Origin of the sequence: Hoeflea sp. CAU 1731 (assembly GCF_039888615.1) — a bacterium.
Taxonomy (GTDB): domain Bacteria; phylum Pseudomonadota; class Alphaproteobacteria; order Rhizobiales; family Rhizobiaceae; genus Flavimaribacter.
In genome coordinates this window covers 48,346-64,190 of the sequence record NZ_JBDQQS010000016.1, presented here as the reverse complement: position 1 = coordinate 64,190, position 15,845 = coordinate 48,346, and the positions used below count along the sequence as shown (strand labels likewise).

The 15,845-nt window shown below is 60.3% G+C and carries 14 protein-coding genes; 5 read left to right on the top strand and 9 right to left on the bottom strand.

All coding sequences use genetic code 11. The features are described from left to right. Positions 1 to 26 precede the first annotated feature (26 nt). The 4 genes from AAFN47_RS21970 to AAFN47_RS21955 are packed head-to-tail and all read left to right on the top strand — an operon-like array spanning position 27 to position 4,878. Positions 27 to 1,121, top strand: coding sequence for a microcin C ABC transporter permease YejB (locus AAFN47_RS21970; RefSeq protein WP_499811407.1), 1,095 nt, complete (start codon positions 27 to 29; stop codon positions 1,119 to 1,121). 1 nt (position 1,122) lies between these two features. Further along, positions 1,123 to 2,265: an ABC transporter permease gene (locus AAFN47_RS21965; protein WP_499811406.1), complete on the top strand. Its 1,143-nt coding sequence runs from the start codon at positions 1,123 to 1,125 to the stop codon at positions 2,263 to 2,265. Beyond that, entirely contained in the window at positions 2,262 to 3,890 is a 1,629-nt protein-coding gene (locus AAFN47_RS21960) for an ABC transporter ATP-binding protein (protein ID WP_499811405.1), read from the top strand. The genes AAFN47_RS21965 and AAFN47_RS21960 overlap by 4 nt, the downstream gene beginning before the upstream one ends. 28 nt (positions 3,891 to 3,918) lie before the next feature. Continuing rightward, the gene (locus AAFN47_RS21955) at positions 3,919 to 4,878 is read left to right on the top strand and encodes a 2-hydroxyacid dehydrogenase (protein ID WP_499811404.1); all 960 of its coding nucleotides are present in this window, start codon (positions 3,919 to 3,921) and stop codon (positions 4,876 to 4,878) included. Here the strand turns inward: AAFN47_RS21955 and AAFN47_RS21950 are convergent. The 3 genes from AAFN47_RS21950 to AAFN47_RS21940 form a co-directional block, all read right to left on the bottom strand. Further along, a complete protein-coding gene (locus tag AAFN47_RS21950; RefSeq protein WP_499811403.1) occupies positions 4,872 to 5,744 on the bottom strand; it encodes a C40 family peptidase in 873 nt (290 codons plus the stop codon). The two genes, AAFN47_RS21955 and AAFN47_RS21950, sit on opposite strands and share 7 nt — an antisense overlap. Next, positions 5,741 to 6,091 carry a MarR family winged helix-turn-helix transcriptional regulator gene (locus AAFN47_RS21945; RefSeq protein WP_499811402.1) on the bottom strand — a complete coding sequence of 117 codons (351 nt, stop codon included), beginning with the start codon at positions 6,089 to 6,091 and terminating at the stop codon, positions 5,741 to 5,743. Before AAFN47_RS21945 ends, AAFN47_RS21950 begins: the two co-directional genes overlap by 4 nt. 73 nt (positions 6,092 to 6,164) lie before the next feature. Further along, positions 6,165 to 7,541, bottom strand: coding sequence for a leucyl aminopeptidase family protein (locus AAFN47_RS21940; protein ID WP_499811401.1), 1,377 nt, complete (start codon positions 7,539 to 7,541; stop codon positions 6,165 to 6,167). Between the two features lie 338 nt (positions 7,542 to 7,879). Between AAFN47_RS21940 and AAFN47_RS21935 the strand changes: the two genes are divergently transcribed. Then, positions 7,880 to 8,689, top strand: coding sequence for a tetratricopeptide repeat protein (locus tag AAFN47_RS21935; RefSeq protein WP_499811400.1), 810 nt, complete (start codon positions 7,880 to 7,882; stop codon positions 8,687 to 8,689). 102 nt (positions 8,690 to 8,791) lie between these two features. On the opposite strand, the gene AAFN47_RS21930 is transcribed toward AAFN47_RS21935, so the two are convergent. The 6 genes from AAFN47_RS21930 to AAFN47_RS21905 are packed head-to-tail and all read right to left on the bottom strand — an operon-like array spanning position 8,792 to position 15,842. Further along, on the bottom strand, positions 8,792 to 9,766 hold the full coding sequence (locus AAFN47_RS21930) for a type II secretion system F family protein (protein WP_499811399.1): 975 nt from the start codon (positions 9,764 to 9,766) through the stop codon (positions 8,792 to 8,794). A 3-nt stretch (positions 9,767 to 9,769) separates the two neighbouring features. After that, positions 9,770 to 10,780, bottom strand: a complete 1,011-nt coding sequence (locus AAFN47_RS21925; RefSeq protein WP_499811462.1) for a type II secretion system F family protein — start codon at positions 10,778 to 10,780, stop codon at positions 9,770 to 9,772. 30 nt (positions 10,781 to 10,810) lie between these two features. Then, positions 10,811 to 12,298, bottom strand: a complete 1,488-nt coding sequence (locus AAFN47_RS21920; RefSeq protein ID WP_499811398.1) for a TadA family conjugal transfer-associated ATPase — start codon at positions 12,296 to 12,298, stop codon at positions 10,811 to 10,813. Between the two features lie 25 nt (positions 12,299 to 12,323). Further along, positions 12,324 to 13,616: a CpaE/TadZ family protein gene (locus tag AAFN47_RS21915; protein WP_499811397.1), complete on the bottom strand. Its 1,293-nt coding sequence runs from the start codon at positions 13,614 to 13,616 to the stop codon at positions 12,324 to 12,326. 43 nt (positions 13,617 to 13,659) lie between these two features. Further along, a complete protein-coding gene (locus AAFN47_RS21910; protein ID WP_499811396.1) occupies positions 13,660 to 14,343 on the bottom strand; it encodes a CpaD family pilus assembly protein in 684 nt (227 codons plus the stop codon). 20 nt (positions 14,344 to 14,363) lie between these two features. Beyond that, entirely contained in the window at positions 14,364 to 15,842 is a 1,479-nt protein-coding gene (locus AAFN47_RS21905) for a type II and III secretion system protein family protein (protein WP_499811461.1), read from the bottom strand. Positions 15,843 to 15,845 lie beyond the last annotated feature (3 nt).

Genomic DNA, 15,845 nt, shown 5'->3' with positions numbered 1-15,845 from the left:
TTCGCAACCGGCAAGGATAAGCGCTGATGGGCGCCTATATCGTTCGACGGCTGCTCCTGATCATTCCGACGATGATCGGAATCATGGCCCTGTCTTTCCTCGTCGTGCAATTTGCGCCCGGCGGGCCTGTGGAGCAGATCCTGGCGGACCTTTCCGGACAGGGCAATTCCGCGACCGAGAGAATTTCCGGCGGCGGCGATTTCCAGAACCAGCCGGCGGGCGGCGCTGACGCGTCGTCAAGCTACCGGGGCGCGCAAGGTCTCGATCCGGACTTTATCAAAAAGCTCGAAAAACAATTCGGCTTCGACAAGCCGCCCACGGAACGCTTTTTCATAATGATGTGGGATTTCATGCGCTTCGATTTCGGAGAGAGCTTCTTTCGCGATATTTCGGTCATTGATCTGATCAAGGAGAAACTACCGGTTTCCATCTCGCTGGGGATCTGGATCCTGCTCATTTCCTACATCATCTCGGTGCCGCTGGGGATCAAGAAGGCTGTGACGGACGGGTCGCGGTTCGACATATGGACGTCCGGCGTGATCATCATCGCCTACGCCATACCCGGCTTCCTGTTCGGCATACTGCTGATCGTGCTGTTTGCCGGCGGTTCGTTCTTTGACGTGTTTCCGCTGCGCGGTCTCGTGTCGGAGAATTTTTCGGACCTTTCCTGGTGGGAAAAAATCCTCGACTATTTCTGGCACCTGACATTGCCACTGCTTGCGCTTTCACTGGCGGCCTTTGCGACAACGACGCTTCTGACCAAGAATTCCTTCATCGACGAAATCAGGAAACAGTACGTGACGACGGCGCGCGCCAAGGGACTGACAGAGAATCAGGTTCTTTACGGTCATGTCTTCCGCAACGCCATGCTGATCGTGATCGCCGGCTTTCCAGCGGCGTTTATCTCCTCCTTCTTTTCCGGATCGCTGCTAATCGAGACCATATTCAATCTCGATGGCCTCGGGCTGCTCGGCTACAAGTCTGTGATCAACCGCGACTATCCGGTTGTTTTCGCGACGCTGTTCATCTTCTCTCTGATGGGGCTGGTGGTGGGCCTTGTCTCGGACCTGATCTACACCTGGATCGATCCACGGATCGATTTCGAGCGGCGGGACGTCTGACATGGAACAGACGGTCGACAAAACCAAGGCGCTCGATGGCCCTCCGAAAGGGTTCTTCTCGCCAACCACGAAACGAAGATGGCAGAATTTCCGCTCCAACCGACGCGGCTACTGGTCGCTGTGGATCTTCCTCGTGCTGTTCGTGCTCAGCCTGTTCGCGGAATTCATCGCCAACGACAAGCCGCTGCTCGCCTGGTACAAGGGCGAACTCCTGGTTCCGGTCCTCGTCGACTATCCGGAAGAGAAATTCGGCGGCTTCTACGCCGTGACCGCCTATCGCGATCCGATGATCAACCAGGAAATAACGGACAATGGCTGGATCCTGTGGCCGCCGATCCGCTATTCCTATCTCACCCGCAATTCCGAGGTGCCCCATTCGGCGCCCACCCCGCCCTTCTGGCTGATGGACAAGGAACAGCGCTGTTCCGCCTATCTGGAGGGCAGTGACGACCCGGATTGCACGCTCGGCAATCTCAACTGGCTGGGCACCGACGACCAGGCGCGCGACGTGCTGGCCCGTGCCATCTACGGGTTTCGGATATCCGTGCTGTTCGGTCTGATCCTGACCGGGCTCTCCGCCGTCGTCGGCGTGTGGCTCGGCGCAATTCAGGGCTTCTTCGGCGGCTGGATCGATCTGACGTTCCAGCGCTTCATCGAAATCTGGTCGGCCGTGCCGGTGCTCTATGTGCTGATCATCATCGCTTCCATCCTCCCGCCGGGATTCTGGGTGCTGCTCGGCATCATGCTGCTGTTTTCCTGGGTCGCCTTCGTCAGCGTCGTGAGGGCTGAATTCCTCCGCGCCCGCAATTTCGAATATGTGAACGCGGCGCGGGCGCTGGGCGTTGGCAACGCGACAATCATCTATCGCCACCTGCTGCCCAACGCCATGGTGGCGACGCTGACCTTCCTGCCCTTCATCCTGTCGGGATCCATCGCGACTCTGACGTCGCTCGACTTCCTCGGACTCGGCCTGCCGCCCGGCTCGCCGTCGCTCGGTGAACTGATCGCGCAGGGCAAGAACAATCTGCAGTCGCCCTGGCTGGGCATCACGGCCTTCGTCATTATTTCGCTGATGCTGTCTCTGCTGATCTTCATCGGCGAAGCCACGCGCGACGCCTTCGACCCGCGAAAGACATTCAGTTGACCGAACCGCTGCTCACCATACGCGATCTGTCCGTGCTCTTTCGTCAGGGCGACAACGAGACGCTCGCCGTCGACCGCGTGTCCTTCGACATCGCAAACGGGGAAACGGTCGCGCTGGTCGGTGAATCAGGCTCCGGCAAATCGGTCACGGCGCTGTCTGTGCTCAAGCTCCTGCAATATCCGGCGGCAAGCCATCCGTCGGGCAAGATCATGTTCGAGGGCGGCGATCTTCTGAGCGCCGGCGAGAAACGCATGCGACAGGTGCGCGGCAACCAGATCGGCATTATTTTCCAGGAGCCCATGACGTCCCTCAATCCGCTCCACACTGTCGAAAAGCAGATCGGCGAGGTTCTGAAACTTCATCAGGGCATGGGCGAGAAAGCGTCCAAAGCGCGGACGCTTGAACTGCTGGAGCAGGTCGGCATACGCGACGCGGAACAACGCCTCGCCTCCTATCCGCACCAGCTTTCCGGCGGGCAGCGCCAGCGCGTGATGATCGCCATGGCGCTCGCCAACCGTCCGAAACTGCTGATCGCCGACGAACCGACAACGGCTCTGGACGTAACGGTGCAGGCACAGATCCTGGCGCTTCTCGACGAGCTGAAACAGGAATACGGCATGTCGATGCTGTTCATCACGCACGATCTCGGGATCGTCCGCAAGATCAGCGATCGTGTCTGTGTGATGACCGGGGGCCGCATCGTCGAATCAGGCGTGACGGAAGACGTGTTCACTGCTCCGTCCCATGACTACACGAAACATCTCCTGGCTGCCGAACCAAGCGGCGCGCCGCCGGAGACGGACGATGCGGCGCCGATCGTCATCGAAGGCAAACAGGTCAAGGTCTGGTTTCCGATCAAGAAGGGGTTGCTGAGACGGACCGTCGATCACGTCAAGGCGGTGGACGGCATCGACCTGACCTTGCGGGCCGGCCAGACGCTCGGCATCGTCGGAGAGTCGGGTTCCGGAAAGACGACGCTTGGCCTCGCGCTGACGCGCATGATCTCGTCGGAGGGACAGATCGGTTTCGTCGGCAAGGATATCGGGCGCTACTCGTTTCGCGAGATGCGGCCACTGCGCGACCAGATGCAGATCGTCTTCCAGGATCCGTTCGGCTCGCTGTCCCCGCGCATGTCTATCTCCGAGATCGTCGCGGAAGGCCTGCGCATCCACGAACCGGGCCTCGATGCGGACGCACGCGACCGCAAGGTCGTCGGAGCGCTCGAGGAAGTGGGGCTGGATCCTGCGACCCGGTGGCGTTATCCGCACGAGTTTTCCGGCGGCCAGCGCCAACGCATCGCCATTGCCCGCGCCATGGTGCTCAGCCCGCGTTTCGTGATGCTGGACGAACCGACCTCGGCGCTCGACATGAGCGTGCAGGCCCAGGTGGTGGATCTGCTGCGTACGCTGCAGACCAGGCATAATCTCGCCTATCTGTTTATCAGCCACGACCTGAAGGTGGTTCGCGCGCTGGCGAACAATGTTATCGTGATGCGCAATGGCAAGATCGTCGAACAGGGACCGTCCGATCAGATCTTCGATCACCCGCAGACCGACTACACCAGGGCGCTGATGGCCGCTGCCTTCAATCTGGAAACCGCGCCGGAAGGCGTGGTGAGCGAATAATCCGCACGAACGACGCAAAGGGGATCGCGTGACGCAGACCAAGGGGGCAATATTGCTCGCCATGAAAGGCGAGATGGGCGATTCCTGGCACGCATTTCTGAGCAGCGCGTCGAAAGACCGAAAGGTCGTGCGCGCGCCTATCGAGCAAGGCGACCCGTCCATCGATTACGCGGTCGCATGGGCGCCAAAGCCGGGGCTGCTGGCGTCTCTGCCCAACCTCAAGGCGATCTTTTCCGTCGGCGCCGGCGTCGATCACCTGTTTCGCGATCCGGATCTTCCCGACGTGCCGATCGTGCGCGTCGTGGCGGAGGATTTGACCAACCGCATGAGCGAATATGTCGTGTGGCGCGTTCTCGACCATCACAGGCAGGGCGACCTCTACCGGCGTCAACAGACACAACGCCTGTGGGGCGAGGACCTCGACCAGCCGATCGCGGCCGACGTCACCGTGGGCATTCTCGGTCTTGGAGCTCTCGGGCAGGACGCCGCCCGCAAGCTTCGCGTCCTCGGCTTTCAGGTTGCTGGATGGTCGCGCAGCCGGAAGACCATGGAGGGCGTGCAGTCATACGCCGGCGACGACGGCCTCGATGATTTTCTGAAGATCAGCGACATGATCGTATGCCTGCTTCCGCTGACCCACGAGACGCGTCACATTCTGGCGCTGCCGCTGTTCGAAAAGCTCAAGAAAGGCGGTCCCTACGGCGCGCCTGTCCTGATCAACGCCGGGCGCGGCGGTCAGCAGATCGAGGAGGATATCGTGACGGCGCTCGACAGGGGACTGCTGTCAGCGGCGAGCCTCGACGTCTTCAACGGCGAGCCCCTGTCCCCGGACAGTCCTCTGTGGCTGGACGAGCGCATTTTCATCACGCCGCATGCGGCGGCGACCTCGGTCGCAAGCGCAATCGTGCCGGGCATGCTGGAACAGATGGATCGCCACGACGCCGGCGAGCCCTTGAAGAACCTCGTCGACCGAAGCAGGAACTACTGAATTTTCGGACGACGAAAACCGGTCGGCGGGCCATAGAGATGCGCTATGCGTGAAACGGCGGCGGCCAGCGGCTCCACCGTCACCACCATCGTGTGACCGCTCGCATGCAGGATGCTCTCGCGGTCGCGCATGATCGCCACATGACCTTTCCAGAATACGAGATCGCCGCGGCGCAGTGCGCTGTAATCCCGCCCCGGATCGACCGCGTCGCCGACGCCGGCGGCCTGCATGTCGGTGTCGCGCGGCGCCTTGAGGCCCGCCATCGCCATGGCGAGCTGCACCAGGCCCGAACAGTCGAGGCCGAAGCCCGATCGCCCACCCCAGAGATAGGGCGTCTCAAGAAACCGGTCCGCAACAGCGACGTAGTCCGCTTCTCGATGGTCGAGCGGCGCAACATGGCTGGCTATCACGGCCAATCGGTCATGCGTTATCGCATAGCGCGTGCCTCTGGTTTCCGCTGTCCCAGTTATTTTTAGTCGACTTCCCATTGAGAGATGAATTTCGACACGGTGGCGCAAATCGGCGCCGTCATAGAGAAATGTACGCGGAACTGTAACGACATGGGTTGGGTTGGGTTGGCTGTCCGACACATCTTCAGCCTCGACATAGCCGACATAACCATCGGCGTCGCACTGGATCCACCGCCACCCGTCCTTTTTCTCGAAAACGCGAACCGTTTCACCGTAGAGGGACTGGGACACGCATTCCGACGCCTGATCGGGTCTGGCGTGGATATTGGCGACAGCGGCGACGATCCCAGCGGGCGCGCCAGTAACATAGGCGGCGGCGTCGACAACGTTGCGAAGCCGGCTGTCGGCCAGATCGGCTCGGTATACGTTGAGCCGCTTGTCCGGAGCTGCGCTCATACACCAAGTTCCTCTCCCTCGCGGACGATGATGCGCCCGAGCATCTCGATATATTCCGATCCTTCGACAGTGCGTTGAACGACGACGTTGCGCCGGTCGGCCTTGTCTCTCGTGCGATGCACCAGTCCCATGGCGCCCATCGTATCGAGGGCCCGGGTGATGACCGGCTTCGTGACACCAAGAAGCGCCGCAAGTCCCCGCACCGTGTGCGGCGGCGGCTCCAGATAGACATGCAGAAGGATGGTCAGTTGACGTTGCGTGAGATCCGGCCCGTCACTGCGGACCATCGACAGCATCGCGCTGCGCCAGAGATAGAGCGCTTCGGACGCTCTCAGATGTACGCTCATGCAAACCTATCAGATACGGAAATCGTTTCGCTACCGTATCAGTTCGCCGTCATCGGGTCAAAACCTGCAGCGATCAGTTTCCGTAGCGGTCTTCCAGCATCGTATAGAGCGCGCGAATCGCCTGCGCCTCGCCGCCTGCCGGCGCATGCGGCTTGTCGGCGCGGTTCCAGGCGTAAATGTCGAAATGCGCCCACTCCTTCGCCTTCTGGACGAACCGGTTGAGGAACAACGCCGCCGTGATCGATCCCGCGAACCCGCCCGCCGGCGCATTGTTGAGGTCCGCGATCGGCGACGACAGCATCCGGTCATAGGGTTTGAACAGGGGCATGCGCCAGAGCGGGTCGAAAGCCTTGTCTGCGGCTTCAAGCAGCGCCGACGCAAGGCTGTCGCTATGGCAGAAGAAGGGAGCAAGGTCCGTTCCCACCGCAACCCGCGCGGCGCCGGTCAGCGTCGCCATGTCAATCATGATCTCGGGTTCTTCCTCGTCGGCCAGCGCCATGGCGTCTGCGAGCACAAGCCGGCCTTCCGCATCGGTGTTGCCGATCTCGACGGTCAGGCCCACCCGGCTGGTCAGAATGTCGCCAGGCCGGAAGGCATTGCCGGCTATGGAGTTCTCGACAGCCGGCACAAGCACCCGCAAACGCAGATCGAGCCCGGCCTTCATGATCATCCTGGCCAGTCCAAGAACATTGGCGGCGCCCCCCATGTCCTTCTTCATGAGAAGCATGCTGGACGGCGGCTTGATGTCCAGGCCGCCGGTGTCGAAGCACACGCCCTTGCCGACCAGCGTCACCTTCGGCGCATCCGGCTTACCCCAGCTCATGTCGATCAGGCGCGGCGCCTGCGCGCTCGCCCGACCGACGGCGTGGATCATCGGAAAATTGCTTGCAAGCAGCGCATCGCCGGCAATTACCTCCACGGAGGCGGAGCAGTCAAGAGCCAGATCGCGAACGGCCTTTTCCAGATCGTCCGGCCCCATGTCGTTCACCGGCGTGTTGACGAGATCACGCGCAAAAAAACAGCCGGAAACAATGCTTTCGGCGCGATCCCGATCAACGCCTTCGGGACAAACGAGTTCGACCGCGCCCTCTCTCTTTTTCTTGCGGTAGGCGTCGAAGCGATAGCTGCCGAGACCGAATCCAAGGCTGATCTGCTCGCCAAAGCGGTCGGGATTGGCGATGCGCCAAACGCCATTCGGCAATCCGTTGGCCAGAGCGCCGGCGATCAGAGGGTCTTCCTCAAGACCGTTTCCCGTTCCAAAAAACGCGCCGACGATGGTGCGGTCTGGCCCCGGAACAAGCAGTATCTCGCCGCTTGCGGCTAAAAATCCCGATCCTTTCACCCATTCGGTCATCTCGGGCAACGGCAACGCCTTTTCGAGATCGCGGGGGGAGACGAGATATACGGGCAGGGAAGGCGCCGAGCCGTCCTGAAAACTGAAACTGTTCATGGGTTATCCGAGGTGCTCGTTAACGGTCCGTTAGGGTTAACAGAATATTGATTTCGTTGTCGGTCTTTCAATGCTGATGGAGCAAATTCGACAGTTGAACGCCACAAGACCTGAACTCGGCTTCGAATGTCAAATCTTTAAGCTCCACAAAAACATATTCCTGCTGTTGGCCTGAAAGAGTCCGACATTTGCGCTTCCAGGCGCTGCAGCGGGATGCAAATGGCGGGATCGGATCGCCAGGGCAATACCGGGCGGCCGGGGATATCGCCGCCGGAGGGAAAACGGAGCCCGGGTCCCGATCAGCCAGCGGTCACTTTTGCCAGACGGGGACACACGGCATGAAATCAAAATCGAGGGGGGCGTTATCATCAGGTCTGCGGGTTTCGACGGGCATACTCGCCATCGCCCTGCTGGCATCCGGATGCGCCAACAATGTCAGCCGCCAGACGACCGGATCAATTGCCCGAAGTTCGGCGTCTCTTGCGACGATGAACGCAACGGAGCTGCTAAAGGCGGAAAGCAAGTTTGCTGCGGCCTACAAAGCCGATCCGAAAGACAAGGCGACCGGCATCAATTACGCAACCGTTCTCAGAATGGTTGGACGCGATTCACAGGCGCTCGCAGTCATGCAACAGGTGGCGATCGCGCATCCGTCGGACCGCGACGTGCTTGCCAGCTACGGCAAGGCGCAGGCGGCCGCAGGACAGCTCGAGGCAGCGCTTTCGACGATCAAGCGGGCCCAGACGCCGGACCGGCCGGACTGGAAGCTGCTCTCGGCGGAAGCCGCCATTCTCGACCAGCTCGGCAAGACCGAGCAGGCGCGCGGGCTTTACCGCCAGGCGCTCGACCTGGCGCCGGACGAGCCGACAATCCTCTCCAATCTTGGCATGTCCTATCTGCTCACAGGCGATCTCAGGACTTCGGAAACCTATCTGAAACAAGCCGTTGCCCGTCCGGGCGCAGACAGCCGCGTACGACAGAACCTCGCCCTCGTCGTCGGCCTTCAGGGTCGGTTCGACGAGGCCCAGCGCATCGCGCAATCCGAATTGTCGAGAGAACAGGCGGACGCGAATATGGCCTATCTCAGGACCATGCTGGCGCAACAGAACGCCTGGGCGAAGCTCGAAGACAAGAAAAAGACCAACTGAACTTCCTTTTTTTGCCGGACGCCGGGAAGCTGTTGCAGACGCTCTGCAGCGGCGCCTTGGCTCTCAGCGTCCGCGTAACGAATCATGCGGCGTCAGTCGGGCTCAGAACGTGTCGTAGACCTGCATTAGCGCCGGTCCCATGATGACGGCGAAAATGACCGGCAGGAAGAACAGGATCATCGGCACCGTCAGCTTTGGCGGCAGGGCGGCGGCCTTCTTCTCGGCTTCGGTCATGCGATGGTCGCGGCTTTCCTGCGCCAGCACCCGCAACGCCTGGGCGATCGGCGTGCCATAGCGCTCGGCCTGGATCAGGGCCTGCGTGACGGACTTGACGGGCTCAAGACCAGTCCGGACGCCGAGATTTTCATAAGCCTTGCGACGCTCCTGCAGATAGGAGAGCTCTGCCGTTGTCAGCACCAGTTCTTCGCCCAGCGGCGGCGACTGCATAGCGATTTCTTCCGCGACCCTGTGAAAGGCAGCCTCGATCGAAACGCCTGACTCGACGCAGATAAGAAGCAGATCGAGGGCGTCCGGCCAGGCGGTGCGGATCGATTGCTGGCGCTTGGCCGTGCGATTGGAGATGAACAGGATCGGCGCGTAGAAGCCGGCGTAGGCAGCGCCGATACACATGCAGCAACGCATCAGAAGCGAATATTGCTGGAGCAAATCCAACCCGAAAATGTAGAAGACGGCGAAACCGCCGAAAAGAAACGGCAGGATAAAGCGCGCGACCAGATAGATGTTGAGCGCATTGGGCGACCGGTATCCGGCCATTCTCAGTTTGCCGACGGTCGCTTCATCCACCAGAGCCTGGCGCAGGTTGAGCTGTTCGACCAGTCTGCCGACAGACATGTTTTTCTGGTAGCGCAGACCTTTCTGGGCGTTGTTTCTTTCCGTGTGCAGCCTGGCGCGTTCGCGGGCGCGAATTTCGTCCCTTTCAAGGGCGACCCTGTTCATGCGCGCCTTCAGATCGCTCTTGTCGAATATCGGCATGACAAGCGTGAAGATAGTCGCGAAGACGGCGATGCTCACGAGCACCGCCATCACGAAGGTGGGATTGGAGAGCGTCTCGACCATGGATCAGATCTCGAAATTGGTCATGTTGCGCATCACGAAAATCCCGATCGTCATCCAGACGAGAGACGCGCCGAGAATGATGTTTCCGCGCGGTTCGGTAAACAGCGTAATGATGTAGTCGGGCGTCGTGAGATAGACGAGAAGGACTATGATGAAAGGCAGGCTGCCGATGATAGCAGCCGAAGCCTTGGCTTCCATGGAGAGCGCGTTGACCTTCGCCTTCATCTTCTTGCGATCGCGCAGAACGCGCGACAGATTGCCCAGCGCCTCCGACAGGTTGCCGCCCGCCTGCGCCTGAATGGTCACGACGATTCCGAAGAAGCTCGTTTCCGGCAGGGGGATATTTGCGTTCAACCGAACACAGGCTTCGGGAACGCTCATGCCGAATTGCTGGGCCTCGACGATCCGCCGGAATTCCGTCCTGAGGGGCTCCTGGGCTTCTGCGGCGATGAGATGCAGTGAATCATTCAGGGGCAAGCCGGACTTGATAGCGCGCACCATGACGTCAAGCGCATTGGGAAACTCATCAAGAAACGCCTTCATCCTGCGCTTGCGGGCAAAGGACAGGATCCAGCGCGGCAGACCGAGCCCGGCGGCGAAAACCAGGCCCAGCGCCAGCAACGGCCTGCCCGTCATGACGAACATCATGGCGCCTGCCGCAAGACCCGTAGCCACGCTCACGATATGGAAATGGCTAACGCCGATCTTCCATCCGGCCTGCTGGATCTGCATCTTCAGGGACGGCGATTTTTGACTTGCATTCTTTTTCTGCTTTTCTTCGAGGGTCTTCAACGATTCCTGGATCGATTTGCGGCGTTTGGCGGCTTCATTCAGCTTCTGGCGGGTAACAGCCACCGTGTCCCAGTCGGTCTCGGCTGCTTTCACTCGTTTTATCCGGTTGGCGACCCTGGTCTCTGTTTCGATGTTGGAAAACAGGAACGCGTAGGCGAGGCAGCCCGCGGCTATGCCGACGAGCAATATGATGAGCCAGATTTTCAGATCCAGTCCGAACACCGCTTTCCCCTTTTCTTCAATCACCCGCTATCAGGCGACGGTCCGTTCCATGCTGTCCAGCGCCTCTGCAAGGCGACGGTCCTCGTTATAGTAGCGGGCGCGCTCCCAGAAATGCGGCCTTCCGATGCCGGTGGAGCAATGCTTGCCCATGATCCGGCCGTTCGCGTCTTCACCCTCCATCTCGAATTTCATGATGTCCTGCGTAATGACGACGTCGCCTTCCATCCCGACAACCTCGGTTATGTGGGTGATGCGGCGTGAACCGTCGCGCAGGCGGGTCGCCTGGATTATGATATCGACCGACCCGGTGATGATCTCGCGCACGGTCTTAGCCGGCAGGGAAAACCCACCCATGGCGATCATCGATTCCATGCGGCTCAGGCACTCGCGCGGCGAGTTGGAGTGGATGGTGCCCATGGACCCGTCGTGACCCGTGTTCATGGCCTGCAGCAGGTCAAAAACCTCGGGTCCGCGCACCTCGCCGACGATGATCCGTTCCGGCCGCATGCGCAGGCAGTTCTTGACCAGGTCGCGCATGGTCACCTCGCCTTCGCCTTCGATATTCGGCGGGCGCGTCTCCAGCCTCACGACATGGGGCTGCTGCAATTGCAGTTCGGCGGAGTCTTCACAGGTGATAATGCGCTCATCCGTGTCGATATAACGCGTCAGGCAATTAAGCAGCGTCGTCTTGCCGGAACCGGTGCCGCCGGAGATGACGACATTGCAGCGCACACGCCCGATGATCTTCAGGAGCGTGGCGCCTTCCGGCGTAATCGAACCGAAATTGACGAGCTGATCAAGCGTCAGCTTGTCCTTCTTGAACTTGCGTATGGTCAGCGCGGTGCCGTCGATGGAGAGAGGCGGCGCTATGACGTTGACGCGAGACCCATCCGGCAGACGCGCGTCGCATATCGGACTTGATTCATCGACGCGGCGCCCAACCTGGCTGACAATGCGCTGGCAGATCGACAGCAGCTGGCTCTCGTCTCGAAACTGGATCGAGGATTCTTCCACCTTGCCGTCGACCTCGATGAAGGTCCGGCCCGATCCATTGACCATGATGTCGGCGATGTCGTCGCGCGCAAGCAGGGGCTCGAGAGGTCCGTAGCCGAGAACATCGTTGCAGATATCCTCCAGCAGTTCCTCCTGCTCGGAGATCGACATCGCGAAATTCTTGATGGTGATGATATCGTTGACGATATCGCGTATTTCTTCTCGCGCGCTCTCCTGATCGAGCTTGGCAAGCTGTGAAAGGTCTATCGTGTCGATAAGCGCGGAAAACACCTGGGATTTGGTGGCGTAGTAACTTTGCGACTTGGCCGGCGCGCGGCGCTTTTCCGGCCGTTCGCTGCCGGGGGCGAGGGGTGTGTTGCTTGACGTCGCAACGCTCGCAGGTTCGCTCTGGACGGCGCTGGCGGCTCCAGTCCTGTCGCGACTTTCCGTCGGCTGGGGCGGCGGCATGACAGGCCTGTCGGTCGTCCTTGCGCCAAATCCTTCTGTTCCCCGCTTGCCAAACATGGTGTTCCTCTAGAACCTGTTTCCCTCAGTCGCGCCCGGCGCGCCGACCGAGCAGACCGCGAAGACTGAGACCCGACTTCCGGCTCGTTCGCATTTCGACGCGCCCGGTCAGAACATGCGCGAGCTGCGAGATGATTTCCGAAACAGGCGCTTTGGGATCAGTCTCGGAAATCATCCGACCGCTGTTGAGCGCATTGCCGAAAAGCTGCGCGTCGAAGGGAATGATGGCGACCGGCTCCGTTTCCAGCGGTTCGCAGAAATCCGCAATATCGATTTCCGGTCGTTTCGGCATGCCGACCTGATTGAGAATCAACCGCGGCGCGTGATCGTTCGGCCGCAGCTTGATCAGCGTGTCGACAAGATTTTTCGTATTCCTGAGATTGGTCAGATCCGGCGCCGCAACGACCACGATGTCATCTGCTTCCGACAATACCTTGCGCGACCAGTCGGTCCATACATGCGGCACGTCCAGGACGATGAGCGGCGCGCTGCGTTGCATGACGTCCATCAGCTGTTCGAATGTGCCCGAACTGAAATCATATGTCCGGTCTAGCATCGAAGGCGCGGCGAGCATGGAAAGGTGGGACGCGCATTTCGACAGGAGGCGGTCGAGAAAGACATCGTCGAGCCTTTCGGGAGAATAAACGGCTTCCGCAATTCCCTGCGGCGGATCCTGGTCGAAATCTATGTTCGCGGTTCCGAAAGCAAGATCCATATCGGCGAGAATGGTTTCCGTCTCGAACAGCTCGGAGATCGTCCAGGCGCAATTGTGCGCGATGGTCGATGATCCAACGCCGCCCTTGGCGCCGACAAAAGCGATGGAGCGTCCGAGCGGCTCGGCGTCCGGATCGACGAAGATTGCCGACAGGCACATCATCACGTCCGACAGCGTGACAGGCGCAATCAAATATTCGGATATGCCCCTGCGAACCAGTTCCCGGTAAAGCCGCACGTCATTATTGTGCCCTATCAGCACGACCTTGGTCGATGGATCGCAGACTTCGGCGAGTTCGGCAAGCTGAGTCATGAGACGGTCCTGGCTTACACGCGTCTCGATCAGGACCAGATTTGGCGTGGGCGAGGCGGCGAAGGTTTCCGTGGCCGTCGCGATATCGCCGGATACGACGCGCATATGGACCCGCGCCATACGCCTGTCTTCCGCCGAACGCCGCAACACCGACATTAACTCTTCCGACGCGCAGAAGGCCTGAATGGATATGCGCGGCAACGGCCGAACCGTGTCGACCGCTTCAGGTTTACGCGTCGCACCATCGATAAGGCTTGGCGCCTCGTCTTCGATATAGGCTTTCTCGCTCATTCTTTTTCTCGCTGGTTCAAGCCGTTGTCATTCCCCTGCAGGTCTATTCGTCCGGCGCGGCGGCGGCCGCCCCGTATTCTCTGTAGTTCTCGAACACCTTGTCGCGGCGCTGGGCGTCGATCGGAGTCATCCCGCGCGGCGCTAGCAGATCGGACGGATCCGAAATCTGCGCGGCGAGGTTATTCTGCGTCGCACAGCCAAAATTCTCCCAATTCTTGTTTTCCGTCGTGTTGTAGACGAGATCGGCTGGCCATTTGCCGCACTGGTTGGTGGACGCCTGGATGCCGACGAAACTGAGCCGGATCGGCGCAGCGTCATAGGCTGCTTCCGCCTGATAGTTCGTAATGTAGATCCTGTCCGCCGGCACATTCTCCTCGATCATCACCGAACGGACCTGTTTGGCGACGATTGCGGCGGCAGCCGAATTGGGAGAGCCGACCGGCGTCATGATCTGTACCGTGCCGGAGGCGGTTTCGCGATAGTTCGAGGCAAATCCGCGCACAGCGTCTGCGGAGCCAAGCGTCAAATGCCGATCCTGCCGGGCGACGGCGATGTCCACCGCATATTCCTGCTCCGACACGATGATCGGGTGACGGGTGCGATAATCGTCGGGAACCGATCCTGTCTCGATGTTGTGAACCCGCGCGCATCCGGAAATCGAAACCGCCATGACGGCGGCCAGAAGAACAAAACCGGAAGAGGTTGGATGATACTGATTTCGGCGCATGATCCTGTCCAACCCCATGATTACTTGTAGATAAATCCGACGACGCCATAGTAGCGCCCTTTCGGCAAATCGGTTTCCATCTGGCCGTAGACCCGATTGACCCGTCCGAGGAAATTGCCTGCGCCGTCGCTGGCGGCGTTGAAATTGTCATCGGGACGCGCAAGCTTGTTTCGCGCGACCGGCCGCACAAGATAGGGCGTGGCGATGATCACCAGTTCGGTCTCGTTGCGCACGAAGTCGCGACTGCGGAAAAGCGTGCCCAGAACCGGGATCTTTGACGCTCCTGGCAATCCGCCCATGACCTGTCTGATATTGTCCTGGACCAGGCCGGCGATCACGATCGAGCCGCCGGACGGAAGTTCGACGGCTGTGGACGCCTCGCGCCGACGGATGCCGTTGGCGGTTATGCCGCCCAGTTTCCCGCCGCCGCTGAGCGTTACGCTGCCCTCGAAGGTCGGTTCAGACACTTCCGTCCTGACCTTCAGGCTGATACGGCCGGCGGACAGCACCACTGGCGTGAATTCGAGGCGGATCCCGTATTCCGTCTCCTCGTTTTCATAGACAGGCGATCCATTCTCATCAAACGCCTGGCTCACAACCCTCCAGAATTCACCGCCGACGTAGAAATCGGCGGCTTCGCCGGAAATCGCCGTAAGGCTCGGTTCAGCCAGCGTCTTCATCACGCCCGCCTGCTCCATCGCGCGGACGTACGCGTTGATGTCGACGCTTCCGATATTGCCGGAAAAGGCAGCCACCGTGCTGCTGAGCATTTTGCCAAGGCCAACCGGATTGACCGACTGAAACTGGGACGTTCCGCTGTTGAGATAGGTGTTGAAACCGAGCTGCTTGAGGATTTGCCGGCTGACTTCGGCAACCGTAACCTTGAGCGTGACCTGGTCGTCACCGTCGATATCAAGCAGGTTTACGATCAACGATCTTTGGCGCTGTTCGGCGAAAATCGCTGCGCCTCCCTCGCCGGCGCCGCCGACAGCCGTGATGTTGCGGGTCGTCGCTTCGCCGCCTTTCAGGAAAATCTCGGCCAGTTGCGCGGCGCGCGAGGCGTCCTGGGGCGTGCGAACCCTGCCTGTCAGGACAATGTTGTCGCTGATGATCTCAACCTTCACGTCCGAGTCCGGAATGAACCGGGCGATCTGTTCCTCCAGACCACTGATGTCGCGTTCAATGGACAGATTGAGACTGACGATCTGTTCCCCATTGGCGCCGAAGACGAAGACGTTTGTCTGGCCGACAGCTTTTCCGAACAGATAGATGCGGCGTTGCGACCGGGTGACGGCGTCAGCCACGGCGGGATCGGCGACGAGAATATCATGAGCGTCTGCAGGCAGATCAACGACAACCGCCTTGTTGAGTCCAAGCTTGACGTCCCTGACGGATGTCGCGCCGGTTGTTCGCACGGAGATCGTGTCGGATTCCGCCGTTGCCGGCGCAACCGCCAGAGCGGCAGCCGGAATCGTCATCGCCGCAAGCGCCAACGCCATGTT

Bases quoted from the DNA above. Each gene is read 5' to 3' on its own strand.
- AAFN47_RS21905 (WP_499811461.1), bottom strand. From the start codon at position 15,842: ATGGCGTTGGCGCTTGCGGCGATGACGATTCCGGCTGCCGCTCTGGCG.
- AAFN47_RS21945 (WP_499811402.1), bottom strand. From the start codon at position 6,091: ATGAGCGTACATCTGAGAGCGTCCGAAGCGCTCTATCTCTGGCGCAGC.
- AAFN47_RS21940 (WP_499811401.1), bottom strand. From the start codon at position 7,541: ATGAACAGTTTCAGTTTTCAGGACGGCTCGGCGCCTTCCCTGCCCGTA.
- AAFN47_RS21910 (WP_499811396.1), bottom strand. From the start codon at position 14,343: ATGCGCCGAAATCAGTATCATCCAACCTCTTCCGGTTTTGTTCTTCTG.
- AAFN47_RS21930 (WP_499811399.1), bottom strand. From the start codon at position 9,766: ATGGTCGAGACGCTCTCCAATCCCACCTTCGTGATGGCGGTGCTCGTG.
- AAFN47_RS21935 (WP_499811400.1), top strand. From the start codon at position 7,880: ATGAAATCAAAATCGAGGGGGGCGTTATCATCAGGTCTGCGGGTTTCG.
- AAFN47_RS21965 (WP_499811406.1), top strand. From the start codon at position 1,123: ATGGAACAGACGGTCGACAAAACCAAGGCGCTCGATGGCCCTCCGAAA.
- AAFN47_RS21970 (WP_499811407.1), top strand. From the start codon at position 27: ATGGGCGCCTATATCGTTCGACGGCTGCTCCTGATCATTCCGACGATG.
- AAFN47_RS21915 (WP_499811397.1), bottom strand. From the start codon at position 13,616: ATGAGCGAGAAAGCCTATATCGAAGACGAGGCGCCAAGCCTTATCGAT.
- AAFN47_RS21920 (WP_499811398.1), bottom strand. From the start codon at position 12,298: ATGTTTGGCAAGCGGGGAACAGAAGGATTTGGCGCAAGGACGACCGAC.
- AAFN47_RS21950 (WP_499811403.1), bottom strand. From the start codon at position 5,744: ATGAGCGCAGCTCCGGACAAGCGGCTCAACGTATACCGAGCCGATCTG.